13 protein-coding genes and 1 tRNA gene are annotated in these 15,334 nt (G+C 59.6%); 8 read left to right on the top strand and 6 right to left on the bottom strand.

Features of this window, described 5'->3' with window-relative positions; all coding sequences use genetic code 11:
* Nucleotides 1-340: 340 nt before the first annotated feature.
* Entirely contained in the window at nt 341-934 is a 594-nt protein-coding gene (locus tag ACZ500_RS12160) for a protein-tyrosine phosphatase family protein (RefSeq protein WP_464232741.1), read from the top strand.
* A gap of 130 nt (nt 935-1,064) precedes the next feature.
* On the opposite strand, the gene ACZ500_RS12155 is transcribed toward ACZ500_RS12160, so the two are convergent.
* Nucleotides 1,065-1,141, bottom strand: a tRNA-Pro gene (locus tag ACZ500_RS12155).
* A 168-nt stretch (nt 1,142-1,309) separates the two neighbouring features.
* Here ACZ500_RS12155 and ACZ500_RS12150 point away from each other — a divergent pair.
* Nucleotides 1,310-1,498: a hypothetical protein gene (locus ACZ500_RS12150; protein ID WP_464232740.1), complete on the top strand. Its 189-nt coding sequence runs from the start codon at nt 1,310-1,312 to the stop codon at nt 1,496-1,498.
* 177 nt (nt 1,499-1,675) lie between these two features.
* Here the strand turns inward: ACZ500_RS12150 and folD are convergent, their stop codons facing one another.
* A complete protein-coding gene (gene folD / locus ACZ500_RS12145) occupies nt 1,676-2,584 on the bottom strand; it encodes a bifunctional methylenetetrahydrofolate dehydrogenase/methenyltetrahydrofolate cyclohydrolase FolD (protein WP_296998945.1) in 909 nt (302 codons plus the stop codon).
* Nucleotides 2,585-2,866: 282 nt separating this feature from the next.
* On the opposite strand from folD, the gene cutA reads away from it, so the two are divergent.
* Nucleotides 2,867-3,211 carry a divalent-cation tolerance protein CutA gene (gene cutA, locus ACZ500_RS12140; RefSeq protein ID WP_464232739.1) on the top strand — a complete coding sequence of 115 codons (345 nt, stop codon included), beginning with the start codon at nt 2,867-2,869 and terminating at the stop codon, nt 3,209-3,211.
* Between the two features lie 213 nt (nt 3,212-3,424).
* Here cutA and ACZ500_RS12135 read toward each other — a convergent pair whose 3' ends face one another.
* Entirely contained in the window at nt 3,425-4,045 is a 621-nt protein-coding gene (locus tag ACZ500_RS12135) for a DedA family protein (protein WP_464232738.1), read from the bottom strand.
* 498 nt (nt 4,046-4,543) lie between these two features.
* On the opposite strand from ACZ500_RS12135, the gene ACZ500_RS12130 reads away from it, so the two are divergent.
* The 5 genes from ACZ500_RS12130 to ACZ500_RS12110 all read left to right on the top strand — a co-directional run bounded on the left by ACZ500_RS12130 (nt 4,544) and on the right by ACZ500_RS12110 (nt 11,643).
* Nucleotides 4,544-5,224, top strand: a complete 681-nt coding sequence (locus ACZ500_RS12130) for a tetratricopeptide repeat protein (RefSeq protein ID WP_464232737.1) — start codon at nt 4,544-4,546, stop codon at nt 5,222-5,224.
* Between the two features lie 95 nt (nt 5,225-5,319).
* Nucleotides 5,320-6,897, top strand: coding sequence for a class I adenylate-forming enzyme family protein (locus ACZ500_RS12125; protein ID WP_464232736.1), 1,578 nt, complete (start codon nt 5,320-5,322; stop codon nt 6,895-6,897).
* A gap of 281 nt (nt 6,898-7,178) precedes the next feature.
* Nucleotides 7,179-9,026, top strand: coding sequence for an indolepyruvate ferredoxin oxidoreductase subunit alpha (iorA, locus tag ACZ500_RS12120; RefSeq protein ID WP_464232735.1), 1,848 nt, complete (start codon nt 7,179-7,181; stop codon nt 9,024-9,026).
* A gap of 16 nt (nt 9,027-9,042) precedes the next feature.
* A complete protein-coding gene (locus ACZ500_RS12115) occupies nt 9,043-9,633 on the top strand; it encodes an indolepyruvate oxidoreductase subunit beta (protein ID WP_464232734.1) in 591 nt (196 codons plus the stop codon).
* 141 nt (nt 9,634-9,774) lie between these two features.
* On the top strand, nt 9,775-11,643 hold the full coding sequence (locus ACZ500_RS12110) for a RiPP maturation radical SAM C-methyltransferase (protein ID WP_464232733.1): 1,869 nt from the start codon (nt 9,775-9,777) through the stop codon (nt 11,641-11,643).
* Here the strand turns inward: ACZ500_RS12110 and ACZ500_RS12105 are convergent.
* Genes ACZ500_RS12105 through ACZ500_RS12095 form a run of 3 tightly spaced genes read right to left on the bottom strand, consistent with a single transcriptional unit; the run spans nt 11,640 to nt 15,315 of the window.
* On the bottom strand, nt 11,640-12,317 hold the full coding sequence (locus ACZ500_RS12105; protein WP_464232732.1) for a class I SAM-dependent methyltransferase: 678 nt from the start codon (nt 12,315-12,317) through the stop codon (nt 11,640-11,642). The genes ACZ500_RS12110 and ACZ500_RS12105 overlap by 4 nt on opposite strands.
* A complete protein-coding gene (locus ACZ500_RS12100) occupies nt 12,314-12,823 on the bottom strand; it encodes a hypothetical protein (protein WP_464232731.1) in 510 nt (169 codons plus the stop codon). Before ACZ500_RS12100 ends, ACZ500_RS12105 begins: the two co-directional genes overlap by 4 nt.
* The gene (locus ACZ500_RS12095; RefSeq protein WP_464232730.1) at nt 12,823-15,315 is read right to left on the bottom strand and encodes a Lon protease family protein; all 2,493 of its coding nucleotides are present in this window, start codon (nt 15,313-15,315) and stop codon (nt 12,823-12,825) included. The genes ACZ500_RS12100 and ACZ500_RS12095 overlap by 1 nt, the downstream gene beginning before the upstream one ends.
* Nucleotides 15,316-15,334 lie beyond the last annotated feature (19 nt).

The raw sequence follows: 15,334 nt of genomic DNA, 5'->3' as shown, positions 1-15,334 counted from the left end.
AACTACGATATTGAACTGCAATATGTCAATTCAAATGAATTCGGACATATCCCCTTCCTTTGCGTGCGAGGGACAAGAAGTTTGAAGCTTTCCGTTTAACCGGAGTGGAACCGAGATCATCCGTCCAAAATAAGCGGTCCTGAGGACGCAGGCACGACGCGTGGCCGCCATAGTGGAGTGCGCCGATCGACGCAGGGTTGGTTTTCGAGAGTCCGCCCGTTTTTGGCAACGTCCCGGGCTATCGAACCGTCGAACGTAAGTGGACCCTGCCGTTTGACCGTATCTGTCAAACCCATGTGATACCGTCTTGCCAAAACCACAGGGAAAGGACAGAATTGCCATGGAAAACGAGGATGCAGCGCCCGTCTTTGAGGATGAGCCGCAGGAGGTGAACTTGAACGTCCCTTTCACTCCGTCCTACTGGGTCATTCCGGGCCGATTCCTAGCCGGCCGCTATCCCGGTTCGGAGGACCCGGCTACGGCCGAAAAGCAACTCAAGGCCCTGCTCGACCTCGGTCTCAGGACCTTTGTCGACCTCATGGAGCCATGCGAGGTGAACTGGAGCGGTAAACCTTTCGTCCCTTATACGCCCCAGCTGAGGTCCGCGGCTGACGCGATGGGGATCGACGCCGTTCATCACCGCTTTGCCATCAGGGATCTGGATATACCGTCCAGATCCTTGATGGTTCGGATTCTCGACTGCATCGATCGATCCATCGCGGAAGATCGGCCGGTCTACCTTCATTGCCGAGGCGGGATCGGCCGCACCGGCACGGTGGTGGGGTGCTACCTCGCAAGGCACGGGCACGGCTCGGGACAGGAGGCCCTTGCGATGATCGAGGACCTGAGTGGGCTATCTCAGAACGGATACGGGTCGTCGCCGGAGACCTTCGAACAGCGGGAGTGGGTCAGAACCTGGAGGAGGGGAGCGTGAACGACGATATCATCCACACGCCTCTCGGGATGGGCCGGAAAAGGCCCTCCTCTCTGTGGGGTGAATCGAAAGGAAGCCTGCTTGATCGAAAGGGGTTGCGGCTCGTTCATCGCAATCCCTTTGATTCAACTGGTCGGGGCGGCAGGATTTGAACCTGCGACACCTTGCTCCCAAAGCAAGTGCGCTGCCAGGCTGCGCCACGCCCCGTAGGTTGGAAATGATGTAATTTAGCCCACGGAGGGGGATAAAATCAAGCCGTTTTTTCTTTAAGAGCTTGACCGGCGCGCGGCGTTTGATATAGAGTGCCCGGGAAAAGCGGCCGCGGATTCCGCGAAGGAACGCTGCGCGGCGGAAAATCGGCGAGGGAGGGGTTTTATGGATCTCTGGAGAAAAATCGGTGTCGGAATCGTAATGATGGTCCCTTCTTTTGTAGGAGGCGGCCTCTTGTACAGCTGGACGCACTCCTGGTTCGTCGTCTGGGGCTGGGTGATTGTCATGGCGATTGTCGCCGGCTCCATCATGGGCGGGAAATTTCCGCGGAAGAAGGAAAGCGAGTACGCATAGAAAGCCGAGCCGGAGAAAAGCCGGTTATGGTGCAGGAGACTCCCCCGGCTCGAAGGCGGAGTGGCGCCTGTCTATTCCGGCCGGCTGAGAACTGAACGGTTTTTCACAAAAATGGGGCACCGGATGACAGGATCCGATGCCCCTTTTGTTTATCGCTGACGGCTCAGGGTGAGGCGATCAGGCGATGCCCAGCTGGAACTTGAGGGATTTCAAGGTGTTCTTCATGAGCATCGTGATGGTCATGGGGCCGACGCCGCCCGGAACGGGGGTGATGTAGCCCGCGATCTCCTTCGCCTTGTCGAAGTCGACGTCGCCGCGCAGGATGGCCACCTTCTTGCCGGTTTTTTCACTGATGGTCTCGCCGACCCGGTTGACGCCGACATCGATGACACAGGAGCCGGGTTTGATCCATTCGGGTTTGACCAGTCCGGGAACGCCTGCGGCCACGATCAGGATATCGGCCCGTTTGCAGTGGGACGCGATGTCCTTGGTGCGCGTGTGGACGATCGTCACCGTGGAGTTGGCCCCGGGGCCTTTCTGGAGCATCATGTTGGCGATGGGTTTCCCGACGATGTTGGAGCGGCCGACCACGACGACTTCGGCGCCGCTGGTCTCGACACCCGCTCGGACGATCATCTCCTGAATGCCTGCGGGGGTGCAGGGCGGGAATTTGACTTCGTCGCCGCCGATCATCAGCCGGCCGACGTTGACGGGATGGAAGCCGTCGACGTCCTTGTCCGGGTCGATGGCGTTGAGGACCTTCTTCTCGTTGATGTGTTTGGGCAGGGGCAGCTGCACCAGGATGCCGTTGATCGAATCGTCCTTGTTGTATTTGTCGATGAGGGCGAGCAGGTCGGCTTCGGAGATGTCCACCGGCTGGCTGTCCTGAACCTCTTTGAAGCCCACCCGATGGGCCGTCTGGATCTTGAGCGTGACATAGGAAATGGAAGCCGGGTTTTCACCCACCAGGATAGTCACGAGCCCCGGTACGACGCCATGCTTCTCCTTGATCTGTTTGACCTCTTCCTCGATCTCCTTGAGGATTTGCTCCCTGATTTCGGTCCCCTTGATTAATTTGGCGGTCATTCCGAATCTCCTTTCCTGACTTTTCTTTAAAAAAATGGGATAATGGATGCCCTTGTGAAAAAAATCTTATGCACCACCGAAGGCTCAATAGCACATTTGATTTTGGAATTCAAATCATTTTGCTGGGGTTTGTGGACTGCCCATCCAAGCGCTTCGACACGGACCGTGCGCCTGGCGATCAGGATGACCGGGTAAAATGCACGGGTGAAAAGGGGATCGGCCGGCGCGCCTCCAAACGCCGATTCCGGGTGGAAACCGCAAGGCAGGCACAAGGGAGGAGGGATGGTGGATCGAAATCTGATTTACGTGACGGCCGGAAGCGTCGATGAGGCGCGGCGGATCGGGAGGCATCTCGTCTCGGAGCGCCTCGCGGCGTGCGTGAACATCTTCGAGGGGATGCAGTCCTTTTACTGGTGGGAGGGGGCGGTTCAGGAAGACCGGGAGGTGGTGCTGGTGGCCAAGACCCGGTCGGAGCTGGTCCCGCGCGTAGTGGAGGGGATCCGGTCCATGCACAGCTACGAGTGCCCCTGCATCGTCAGTATTCCGATTGTGGGTGGGCATCAGCCGTTTCTGGAGTGGATCGACCGGGAAACGGCTTCAGGGGAGGGGCGGACACCTGCAACGTGACCGGGTGATCGGGGAGGTCCGCGGCGCGGCGGAACGCGCTCGACCCTGTTCAGCCGGCCGGCAGGCCCCGGGCACAGCTGCCCCCGCGCGCCTGATGCGCTGTTCGCCGCCTCGGTGAAGCCGGCGATGTCAATTGAAGCGGCCCCCGCACGTGTGGACGGGCCTTCGGCCTGCGACGGCAGGTGAAGAAAGGGCCTGTTTCCGGGGCCGGCCTCAGGGCCTGCGGCGGCGCAGATGGCGGATCAGCAGGATGACGCCGGCCAGGCCGAAGAGGATCATGAGCCCGGCGTTGTACCGGTAGAGGAGGCGGTCGATGCCTTCGCGAACGTGCTCCCAGTTCTTGCCGAGGGCGTAGCCCATGGAGATCCAGATGAGGTTCCAGAGGGCGGCGCTCACGAGGGAAAACAGGACCACAACCGGGAGCCTGAGGCAGGAGAAGCCGCCAAACAGAGCGATCGCCGAACGGATCCCCGGGAAAAAACGGTTCATCAGGATCAGCCCGTAACCGTAGCGCTGAAACCAGAGCTCGGCGCGGACGATATCGCGTACCTTCAGGAACCAGAAATCCCTCTTGATGAAGAAATGGCGGCCCAGGATGGAGCCCGCCTGAAAGAGGGCCAGGAATCCGGCCAGGCTTCCGATGGTGGTTGCCGCATAGACGCCGGCGAAGTTCAACCTGCCGGTGCCCACCAGGAAGGCGCCGAAGGCGGTGATCGTATCCCCGGGGATGGGCGGGAAGACGTTTTCCACGAAAGCGCAAACCCCCAGGAGGGTATAGATCAAGCCCGCAGGCAGGTCGCTGAGCCATTGAAGGAATGGATCGAGGTGATTCAACAGGGAGAACTCCTCGGTGTATTTGGGTAAACCGCATAGAGGCTTGGAAGGAACCCGCCGGTCGCCGGCGGCGGGGAAGGGCCGATCAGGGGCATTATTGGAGGTCGAGCGGGAAAAGACAAGCCTTCTTTTTGCCTTGACTGCGTGGCTGCCATTTGTTAGCAAGTGTCCATCCGGGAATGGTTTCCCGATACAAAACAGTTTGCAGGATTTTTGGACAATATCAAGGAAATCAAATGTTTGTGCTGAGGCGACCTATAGGTCGCCGCACGAGCAAACGTGCAGATGGAAGCCGGGATTGGCCAAAAAGCCCCTTTCTGGATTGAAACTGGCAAGATCCATTGAAAGGTGAATTTAGGCGCCGGCGCTTTTGCAGAAGTGTATGGAGAGATGGAGATTGCTCTGCGGCCGGTCATCGTCTGCAGGCTGGCATGAAACCCGAGCCCGGTTCGTTCACAGACCGGAACCGATTTGTTGTGTGAGGAGAAAGCTGAGGCCATGGCTAAAGAAAAACTGAAACGCAAGGAACTCCTGAAGTCTCCGGACGAGTTTCTGACCCTCTCCGAAAAGGTTCTGAAATATCTGAGCGCGCACACCCGGCAGGTCAAGGTTGTCGTCATCGGATTGGCCGTCGCGCTCGTGGTCTACCTGTCCGGATGGGGCTACTTGAGGCACGTCAACAAGGCCGGCCAGGAGGTCTACAATGAGGCGTACGAGATCATCAGCGAGAATCAGGGGCCGGATCCGGACCCGGAGGCGCTCGAGCGGGCTGAGGATCTCTTCGCAAAGGTGATCGATGATTACGGACTGTCGAAGGCGGCCGATCTTGCACTGCCTCAGTTGGCCCATCTTTATGCGCGTGATAAGCAGTACGATGAAGCCATCGAGGCCTACCGGAAGTTCAACGAAGCTGTGTCCCGCAAGGCGCCCTATCCTGCGCTGAGCGGGTTGGCGATCGCTTCCATTTATGAGGCCAAAGGAGAGTATGAGACCGCCGCCGCCGAGCTTGCTCCAGTCTTGAACGAGAAGGAAAGCCCTTTCAAGGAATCGGTCCTGCTGCAGCAGGCCCGCCTTTATACGCTGGCCGGACAGGGGGATAAGGCCAAGGCCCTTTTCAAGGAGTTTGTGGATACGTATCCGAACTCTCCGTTTGTGCCGATGGCTAAAGCCAGGCTTTGATGCCCCCCTGCGGGTCGGCGCGGCTGCGCCTGGATGGAAGAGATCAATGACTTTTGTCCGGGCCTGCGGACTCATCCTTTTTGAGGAGGAATGCTATGCTGATCGGTGAAATTCTGGCCCGCAACGCGAGGATGTACGGCAAGGAAATCGCCCTGATCGAGAGGGATCCGGCCAAGGGGAAGCGGGTGGAGATGACCTGGGAGGCCTTCGACGAGGCGGCGAACCGGATCGCCAACGGCCTGATGGCGAGAGGCGTCAGGAAGGGTGACAAGGTTATCCACCTGATGATGAATTGCCTCGAGTGGCTTCCGGCGTATTTCGGCATCCTCCGGACAGGAGCATGGGCCGTGCCGCTCAATTTCCGCTTCTCGTCGTCGGATATCCGATACTGTGCGGAGATCGCCGAGGCGAAGGCCATCATCTTCGGCGAGGAATTTGTCGATCGCCTGGCGCCGATCAAGGATGAACTCGGGACGATCGAGCATTTCATCTTTTCCGGGTCTTCCGAACTGCGGCCGGGATACGCAGATGATCTCGACGCATTCATGGCCGGGGCCCCGGCCGATGAGCCCCGGGTGCCGGTCACCGTCCTCGACGAGGCGGCACTCTATTTTACGTCGGGGACCACCGGGATGCCCAAGCCGATCCTCCTGACCCACCGGAACCTCGAATTTTCCTGCGTTGTCGAAAACCGCCATCACTATCAGACCCACGCCGACAATTTTCTCTGCATCCCGCCTCTGTACCATACCGGCGCCAAGATGCACTGGTTCGGGAACTTCATCGTCGGGGCAAAGGCCGTCATCCTGAAGGGAATCAAGCCGCAGTGGATTCTGGAGGCAGTCTCCGAAGAGCGAGCGACCATCGTCTGGCTCCTTGTCCCCTGGGCGCAGGATATCCTGGTGGCAATCGAACGGGGGGAGATCAAACTCGAGGATTATCAGCTGGACCAGTGGCGCCTTATGCATATCGGCGCACAGCCCGTTCCGCCGAGCCTGATCAGGAACTGGAAAAAGGTTTTTCCGCATCATCAGTACGACACGAATTACGGCCTGAGCGAATGCACCGGCCCGGGCTGTGTGCACCTCGGGGTCGAAAATATCCACAAGGTCGGGGCGATCGGCGTCCCCGGCTTCGACTGGGAGTTCAAGATCGTCGACTTCGAGCGGAAGCCCGTTCGGCCGGGTGAACCAGGTGAGTTGATGGTCAAGGGGCCGTGCGTCATGAAGGAGTATTACAAGAACCCGCAGGCCACCCGGGACACGCTCTTCGAAGGGTGGCTTCTTACGGGGGATATGGCCCGTGTGGACGAAGATGGGTTCATCTGGCTGGTGGACCGCAAAAAGGACGTGATCATCACCGGCGGGGAGAATATCTTTCCGGTCGAGATCGAGGATTTTCTGATGGAAAACCAGCTCATTCAGGATGCGGCGGTGATCGGTTTGCCCGACGAACGGCTCGGGGAGGTTGTGACGGCCATCGTCAAGCTAAAGGAAGGCGCGAAGATGGACGAGGCCGCTTTCTTTCAGTACTGCGAGGGTCTTCCGCGATACAAACGGCCGCGCCGGGTCTTTTTCGACGACGTCCCGCGCAATCCCACCGGCAAGATCGAGAAGCCGAAGCTGCGGAAGAAGTATGCGGGTATGGCTGAAACCTTCAAGATAAACCCTTGATATCGGCTTGGTCCGCAGTTCGCCGCCGCAGCCGTCGATCTTCGCAGCGCGCCGGGTCTTTTTGCTTGACATCTTTTCAAGCGTTCGGTAGGAAAAGACAGCTAAAATATAGCTGTAATATGACCATCCTTGCACTGGGCAGCCCCCGAGGCTCCAGGGCTGCCTGATCGTCGACAACGCATTGCCATCCTGTTTATGCAGATCTTGCTCTTCGGTGTTCCGGGTCCGGCGGGCCCGCGGCGGAGAGACCAAACAACCATCAATGGAAGTCGGGGGAGAAGATGCACAAGTTATTGACAGATGCGCCAGGTACAAAGATGCTCTTGTTGGGCAACGAGGCCATTGCCAGGGGTGCCTTGGAGGCGGGGTTGTCTTTCGCCACCTGTTATCCGGGAACGCCCTCTTCGGAGATCCCTGAGCAGTTCCTCAATATCAGCCGGGAGACGGACCTTTACTTCGAGTACTCGACCAATGAGAAGGTCGCGTTGGAGGTGGGGGCCGGAGCGGCGGCCTGCGGTTTGAGGACCATGGTGACGATGAAGCACGTGGGGCTCAATGTCGCTGCTGACCCGCTCATGACGCTCGCCTACGTCGGGGTGAAAGGCGGCATGGTGATCGTCAACGCCGACGATCCGTCGCTTTTCTCGAGCCAGAACGAGCAGGATAACCGGTATTACGCCCGTCTCTCAGGGCTTCCCATGCTGGAGCCTACGACCGTCCAGGAGATGAAGGACGCAACCGTGGCGGCCTTCGATCTCTCTGAAGAGCTGGGGTTGCCGGTCCTCTTGAGAACCACGACGCGTTTGAACCATATCCGTGGCGGCGTGGAACTCGGGAAGCTGCTTCCCAGAAAAACCCAAGGGACTTTCAAGAAAGACCCTTTCAATCTGGTGACGGTCCCCGCGGTCTCGCGCAAGCTGCACCAGGTGTTGCTCGAAAAGTACGACCGGGCCCTCGAAAAATCCGAGCAGTGGCCGTATAACCAGATAACCGGGAAAGGGAAGTGGGGCATCGTCGCCAATGGCGTGAGCGTCAACTACGTGCGTGACGCTGTCGTCGATCTCGGCATCGCCGACAAGGTGACGCTGCTCAAGCTCGGCTTCTCCTGGCCGCTTCCGAAGGCCCTGATGACGCGGTTCCTCAAACAGGTGGACAAGGTCCTGGTGGTCGAGGAACTGGAGCCGATCATGGAAAATGAGCTGAAGGCCCTCGCCCAGGAAAACGGGGTCATGATCCCGATCAAGGGCAAAGGGGTCGGCGGGCTTTCGCGTCTTTTCGAATACGATCCGGGCCTCGTCCGGAAATCGGTCGCGGAGTATTTCGGGATCGAATACAAGGCCCCGTCGATGGTCGACATGTCCGACCTGCCCCCGCTGCCCGGCAGACCGCCTAACCTGTGTGCCGGCTGTCCGCACCGCGCCACTTTTTACGCGGTGAAGCAGGTGTTCGGCGCCGAGGCGGTCTATCCGACGGATATCGGCTGCTACACCCTGGGTGTCCTGCCGCCCATCTCCATGGCGGATTACCTGATCTGTATGGGGTCCTCGGTCAGCAGCGGGTGCGGTTTTTCCGAGGCGGTCGAACAGAAAACGGTCTCCTTCATCGGGGATTCGACCTTTTTCCACTCCGGCATGACCGGCCTTGTCAACGCCGTACACAACAACCACAAGTTCACCCTCGTCATCCTCGACAACGGGACGACGGCCATGACCGGCCATCAGCCTCACCCGGGTGTCCAGGCGGAGCTGATGGGGCTCGACCTTGCCCGCGTCTCCATCGAGGATGTCGTCCGCGGCTGCGGCGTCAAAGACGTGCATATCGTGAAGCCCTTCAAGATCAAAAAGACGATCGAAGCCTTACAGGCCGCCAAGGAATACGATGGCCTTTCCGTGGTGATCTCCCAGGAGCTCTGCCCCCTGTTTGCGAAGGCGACCAAACAGTTCAAGCGGGGGAAGGTCTTCACCGTCAACCAGGAAAAGTGCAAGGATCACAGGGACTGCATCAACAAGCTGGCTTGTCCGGCCATGTTTGTGGAGGAGGAAAAGGTCCGGATCGACGAGAATCTGTGTATTGGCTGCTCGGTCTGCGCCCAGGTCTGTCCCGAAAACGCCATCGTACCCGTGAAATGAGGAAAGGGAGGCTTTAATGGAAACAAAACGATTGGTATTTGTCGGCGTCGGCGGCCAGGGGAATCTTTTAGCCTCGCGTCTGTTGGGAGAGGCGGCGCTTGCCGCAGGCATCCCGGTTGTGGTCAGCGAGATTCACGGTATGGCCCAGAGAGGCGGGATCGTGGAATCCGCGGTTTTGATTGGAAACGTCACAAGCCCCATCGTCTCAGGGGCTGAGGCGGATGTCCTGATCGGCTTCGAGCCGATCGAGACGCTGAGGTCTATGGGGAAGTGCAACGCGGATAGCCTGGTGATCACCAACCTGAGCCCGCTGCCCCCGTTTACGGTCTCTATCGGCCAGGGGAAGTATCCCAAAGTGGACGAGGCCGTGCAGTTGATCCAGAAGAAGGTCAAGAAAAAAGTCATCGCGTTGAACGGGAGCGCGCTGGCGGCGGAGGCCGGCAATCCGCTTTCGCTCAATATGGTCATGCTCGGCGCCCTGATCGGATCGGGTGCCGTTCCCATCACCCCTGAAGACATGAAAAAGACCATCTCCTCTTCAACCAAGAAGGCCTTTCTCGAGTCCAATATCAAGGCATTCGATCTAGGCATGGCGAGTGCCAAGTAAACCACGTGTTGTCTCTGGGGCGAACTTCGCCCTCTGTTTTGGGGAGGATCGGGGAGACGGCTGCGTTTCCCTCATCCTCCTGCCCTTGCCCTCACCGTTTCGATCGCCGACCCTTCCAGGCGATTGTCAAGGGGAACCGCGATGGACAAGGTGACCCGTGTCGCCCTGGTATCGACCCCCTGGCCGCTTTTCAACCGACCTTCCATCCAGTTGGGTGCCCTCAAGGCCTACCTGCGCCGTGTGCAGCCGGGCCTCGAAGTCAATGCCTTGCATCCTTACCTGCCGGTTGCCGCCGTCCTTGGCTACGATGTGTATCGCGAAATCGCGGATCGGACTTGGCCTGCGGAATCCCTTTATGCAGCGCTGCTCTACCCTGAGCGGCGCAAAGGCCTGGAGGCGTTCTGGCGGCGTCAAGTCCGGAATGTTCCGGTGCTGCGCCGTTTATCCTTCGATGATCTTCTCGATACCCTCCATGGGTCATCTGCCCTGTTTGTGGATGAGGTTGCGTGGGACCGGATTCTTCTCGCCGGGTTTTCCGTCTGCCTCGGGCAGTTGACGAGCAGTCTGTATTTCATCCGGGAAATCAAGCGGAAAAGCCCCAACGTGCTGGTCGCGGCCGGAGGGTCTTCGTGCGCCGGCGATATGGGCGAAAGTCTTCTGCGGGTGTTCCCGGAAATCGATTTTGTCGTTCAGGGGGAGGGCGAGCGGCCGCTCGCTCACCTGGTGACGCACCTGGTCCGAGGGGTGGACCCCGGGGCGGTGCCGCCTTTTCAGGGGTTGATCGGGCGGAAGATGGGCCGGTCTTCCCCGGAAACCTCACAGGTCGACGCGCTCGATGATTTGCCCTATCCGGATTTTGATGATTATTTCGAGGAGTTGTCCGCTTTGCCGCCGCCCGGACGGTTCTTCCCCCGCCTGCCGATGGAGATTTCCAGGGGATGCTGGTGGCGCGGAGCCGGGAGGAAGATGCAGTCCTCCGGGTGCGCCTTCTGCAACCTGAACCTCCAGTGGTGGGGATACCGTGCCAAGAGCCGGCAGAGGATCCTCGACGAACTCGATGCCCTCGCCGGCCGGCACCAGGCCCTGTCGGTCTCCTTCATGGACAACCTGCTGCCCGCGCGCGAACTGGCGGAAATCTTCGACGGGATCCATGGACTGGGGCGGGATTTCCGGCTGTTCGGCGAGATCCGGGCCAGGACGCCGTTGAAGGCCTTGAGCGCGATGGGTGCGGCCGGGGTAAGAGAGGTGCAGGTCGGTATCGAGAGCCTCAGCACGCTGCTGCTCAAACGCATGAATAAAGGTACGACGGCCATCGACAATCTGGAGATCATGAAGCACTGCGAGGCTTACGGGTACCCGGATCTGGCCGCCAATCTCATATTGGAATTCCCATCGAGCGGGGAGGCCGAGGTGGCCGAAACCCTTCGGAACCTGGATTTTGCCCTGCCTTTCCGGCCGCTCAGGGGGATCTCTTTCTGGTTGGGCTATGGAAGCCCGGTTCATCTTGACCCGGAGCGCTACGGAATCGGCAGGGTCCGCAACCATCCTTTCTATGCGCGCCTCTTTCCTCCGGCCGTTTTGCAGGGCCTCAAACTGATGGTGCAGGGTTACAGCGGGGGGGTGCTGTGGCAGCGGCGGCTCTGGCGCCCCGTGCGCAAGAAGATCGAGGCGTGGCACCGATCCTACCAGACCCTGCACGGAGGTGGGGCGGGCGATGGAGACCTGGCTGCCTGCGAGCCCATCCTTTCCTACCTGGACGGGCGTGATTTCATGATCATCCGGGAGCGGCAACCCGGGGTCTTCCAGAAAACCCACCGGCTGAAGGGGATTTCGCGGGCCCTTTACCTCTATTGCGGTACGCAGCGCAGCCTGCGCGCGATACTGACCCGCTTCCCCGGTCTCGGGGAAGAGCGTGCGTTGCCGTTCCTTCGAATGATGGTTGAGAAGCGGCTCATGTTCAGCGAAGGCGATCGTCATCTGAGCCTTGCCGTGCGCAGCGGCTCATCCTAGCATTTCTCGTAGACCGCCAGGATCCCCCCCAGGGGACGGGGATCGGTAAGCAGGCGCATCCCGGGATAGCGGGGCATGATGTGGCTGAGGCCGTAGACCATGAAGCGCGCCCCCGGGCGGGCGCGTTTTCGGATCAACTCGCTGAATTCCTCGTGCATGATGAGATAGGTGTAGAAGAGGTCGTAGTCTTCGAAGGCGATTCCGGTTTCCTTCTCCAGGGTATCGTGGACCTCTTGAGCGGTCGAATCTCCATGAAAAAGACGGATGTTCGCGGGCGGCGGGAGGCATCCCTCCTGTTCCAGGCGTTCTTCGAGGGCCTGTTTGAGCGGCTCGTATTCGTCCAACGTCCATTCATCCAGTTCAATGCCGGCCGAGACCCGGGTCAGGTAACTCATGAGGACGTTGACCCGGCCGTCCGCGCAGCCGAGATCGAGAAAGCGCGATTCGCCGGGGACCAGCCAACCTTCCTTCAGAAATGTTTCAAGGCAGTCGAGAAGGGTCAGAAGGTCGGTGGAGCGTCTGAATCCGAGAGCCCCGACATCCCCGACCTTTCGTTCATCATAGAAGCCGGCGATGGTCTTCAAGGTCCGGTGGTGCGGCAGCAGACTCCCCGACGGTCCGGTGGGGGGGGCGGCTTCGGACGGTGACAGGGCTGCCGGACGATCGGACTTCATGGCTTCAAGACCTTCTTGATACGTTCGTGCAAATGGAATAGGGTTTCGAGCTCTTCGCCTTCGCGTTCGCGCAACCGGGCGAGGCGTTCGGGTCGGATCCGGTCGGTGATCTTGCGGCAGACGTAGTTTACACAGAGGACATGCCTTGCGGTCAGGAGGCAGCCTTCCGGGCCCAGGAAGAGACAGGAGCGCGAGTCCCGGCGCGATCCCGGGAGCGCGGTTCCGAGGAGCCGGTTGATGAGGAGCAGCACGGCATCGTAGTGCGTTTCGAGGCCGGCCCCGCAGCAGGATCCGCCCTCGATCTCGTCGCAGCGGCGGCAGATTTCGACGATCCCCGAGGACTGCATGGCCTCGCGGGAGGCCTCTGCGGCTCGTCTGAAGCGGGCCAGCAGTACCTCTACGGTTTCATCGGAGAGGAGTGTCGCCCTGGTGGTTTCGCAACTGGCATCGGCCCAGGCGATGCGATCCTGGACGGGGCCCGCAAGAGGGGGCGGCGGCCAGAGCATCAATGCAGCCGCTGCGGACCACACTGCTTCTTGCCCGATTTTTTTGGCGCGGCCTCGTTGGATGATTCTTCACTCGCAAATTCTTTCAGCCCCTCGGCCAGGCTGCGCAGCTTCAAATCCACCAGTTGATTGATGGACCCTTTCGGATAGGTGCCGTCGGGCTTGCGCTCTCCGCTGGCAACACCGGTGAGGATCTCGATCCCCTGATCGATGGTGCTGACAGGGTAGATGTGGAAACGGCCGCTGCTGACGCTTTCCACGACGCCTTTGCGGAGCATCAGGTCCTGCACGTTGCTTGCAGGGATCAGGACGCCCTGATCACCCGTGAGCCCCCGCAGTCGGCAGCAGTCGAACCAGCCTTCGATCTTCTGATTGACCCCTCCGATCGCCTGAATCTCGCCTTTCTGATTGACGGAACCCGTAACCGCCAGGGACTGCTTGATCGGTGCACCCGAGAGGCTCGAGAGCAGGGCGTAGATCTCGGTCGAGGAGGCGCTGTCGCCGTCCACTCCGCCGTAGGACTGCTCGAAGGCGATGCTGGCGCTCATGGTGAGGGGCTTGTCCTGGGCGTACTTCTTGCGCAGGTATCCGCCGAGGATCAGCATGCCCTTGTTGTGGCTGCTGCCGGACAGGTCCGCCTCGCGCTCGATGTTGATGATCCCGGCGCGCCCCATGGAGGTCGAGGCGGTGATTCGTGAAGGTTTGCCGAACATGTAATCGCCGAGGCTGTAAACCGCGAGCCCGTTGACCTGCCCGACCACGGCGCCGTCGATATCGATCATGAGGGTGCCGCGGTCGATCATCTCCTGGATGTGCTCTTCGATCAGATTGGCGCGGTAGATGCGCGCTTCGAGGGCCTTTTCCATATGCTCGGCCGTGACGATGTCCTGGCCGCTTTCGCGCGCCCAGAAATTGGCCTCGCGGACGAGATCGGCGATGGTGGGGAAGGAGGTCGTGATCTTCTCCTGCCGTCCCGCCATCCGCACCGATTCTTCGACGAGCGCAGCCACGGCGGCGCGGTCGAGGGGCTTCAGTTCCTCCTCTTCGGTCGTGCGCTTCACGAACCGGGCGACCTGCAGGATGCTTTCATCCGTTTTTTTCATGCTCGTGTCGAAGTCGGCCCGGACCTTGAACATCTTTTGGACGTCTTCGTCATAGGCCAGGAGGAGATAGTAGAGATAGGCGTCGGCGATGACCACCACCTTTGTGTCGATCTCGATGGGTTCGGGTTTGAGGCCGCTGGTTGTGAAAAGATAGAAGGGGTCGTAGGTCTGGATCTCGAGCTTCCGGCTCTTGAGCGCCCGTTTGAGGGCCTGCCAGACACCGGGTTCGATGATGGCGTCGAGAAGGTTGATGACCAGGTAGCCGCCGTTCGCCTTGATGAAGGAGCCGGCCTTGATTTTGCTGAAGTCGGTGCGCCACAGCCCGTGGCGGTCGACAATACGCTCGATGGCGCCGAAAATGTTGCGGTAGGTCGGGTAGTTCTCCACGATGACGGGTGGCCCCTCCTGCTTGATATTGTCGACCAGCAGGTTGACCTGATAAGGCTGGAAGGGGTCCGACTCCGGGAGGATCCCGGCCATTTCCGGCGGGGTCTGGTGCTGGGGCGACCGGAAGATCTGAAGGTGCTCGGCCATATCGTTCAGCATGGCGGTCAGGAAGGCGCTGACCTTCTCGTTCTTGAACTTGGTCGCGAGGGGGTCGGTCAGCTCCGAGGCGTTTTTCATGAAAACGACCCGATCCATCTTTTCGATCTTCTGCTGAACTTCCTTCTGTAGATCCCTCAGTTCGAGGAAGATCAGGTCAATCTGTTCGCGCAGCTTCGCCTGCTTTGCTTTGAGGACCTCGAACTCATCCCTGGGGAAACGACCCTTTTCGACCATAGCCTCCAATTGGTCGATATGCACCGGGTTTTCGTCCACCACCGGCATTACCTCCGGCCGCTTGATTTGCCCCATCTGGATGTCTACGAGGGCGAACCCCTCTTCCTTGACCTTCTGATCCAGGCCTTTGAAGAAGCTTTTCCCCTTCTGTTCATAGGTTTCCATGATCTCTTTTTTGAGGCTGATGTACTCCTGGCTTTCAAAGAGCTGGGGGATCTCCTTTTTCAGGGTTTCCACGAGTTCGTGGACGTCCTTTTTGAATTCGGCCCCCTGCCCCTGATCGAGCTGGATCAGGATGGGTGCTTCATTGTTCTCGAAGTTGGCGACGTAGCACAGGTCCGGCGGCCTTTTGTCCGTGCGGCGCATCTCTTGCAGGAGCTTCTGGACGGTAGACATCCGGCCGGTTCCGGCAATCCCGGTCACGAAGATGTTATACCCCTGTTTATTCATGCCCATCCCGAACCGGAAGGCCTCGACCCCGCGGTTCTGGCCTACGATCTCTTTCAACGGATCGAGGTCGTTGGTTGTTTCGAACTGGAACGCGGCTGGGTCCAGCCGCCAGCGCAGTCGCTCGACAGGGACTTCAGGAATCTGTTTTTTCCTGGGCATCGATATCCTCCTTTGTTCA

The organism is Desulfatiglans parachlorophenolica (genome assembly GCF_055394735.1).
Note: the sequence above shows the minus strand (reverse complement) of the source record. Positions and strands in the feature narration are given on the sequence as shown.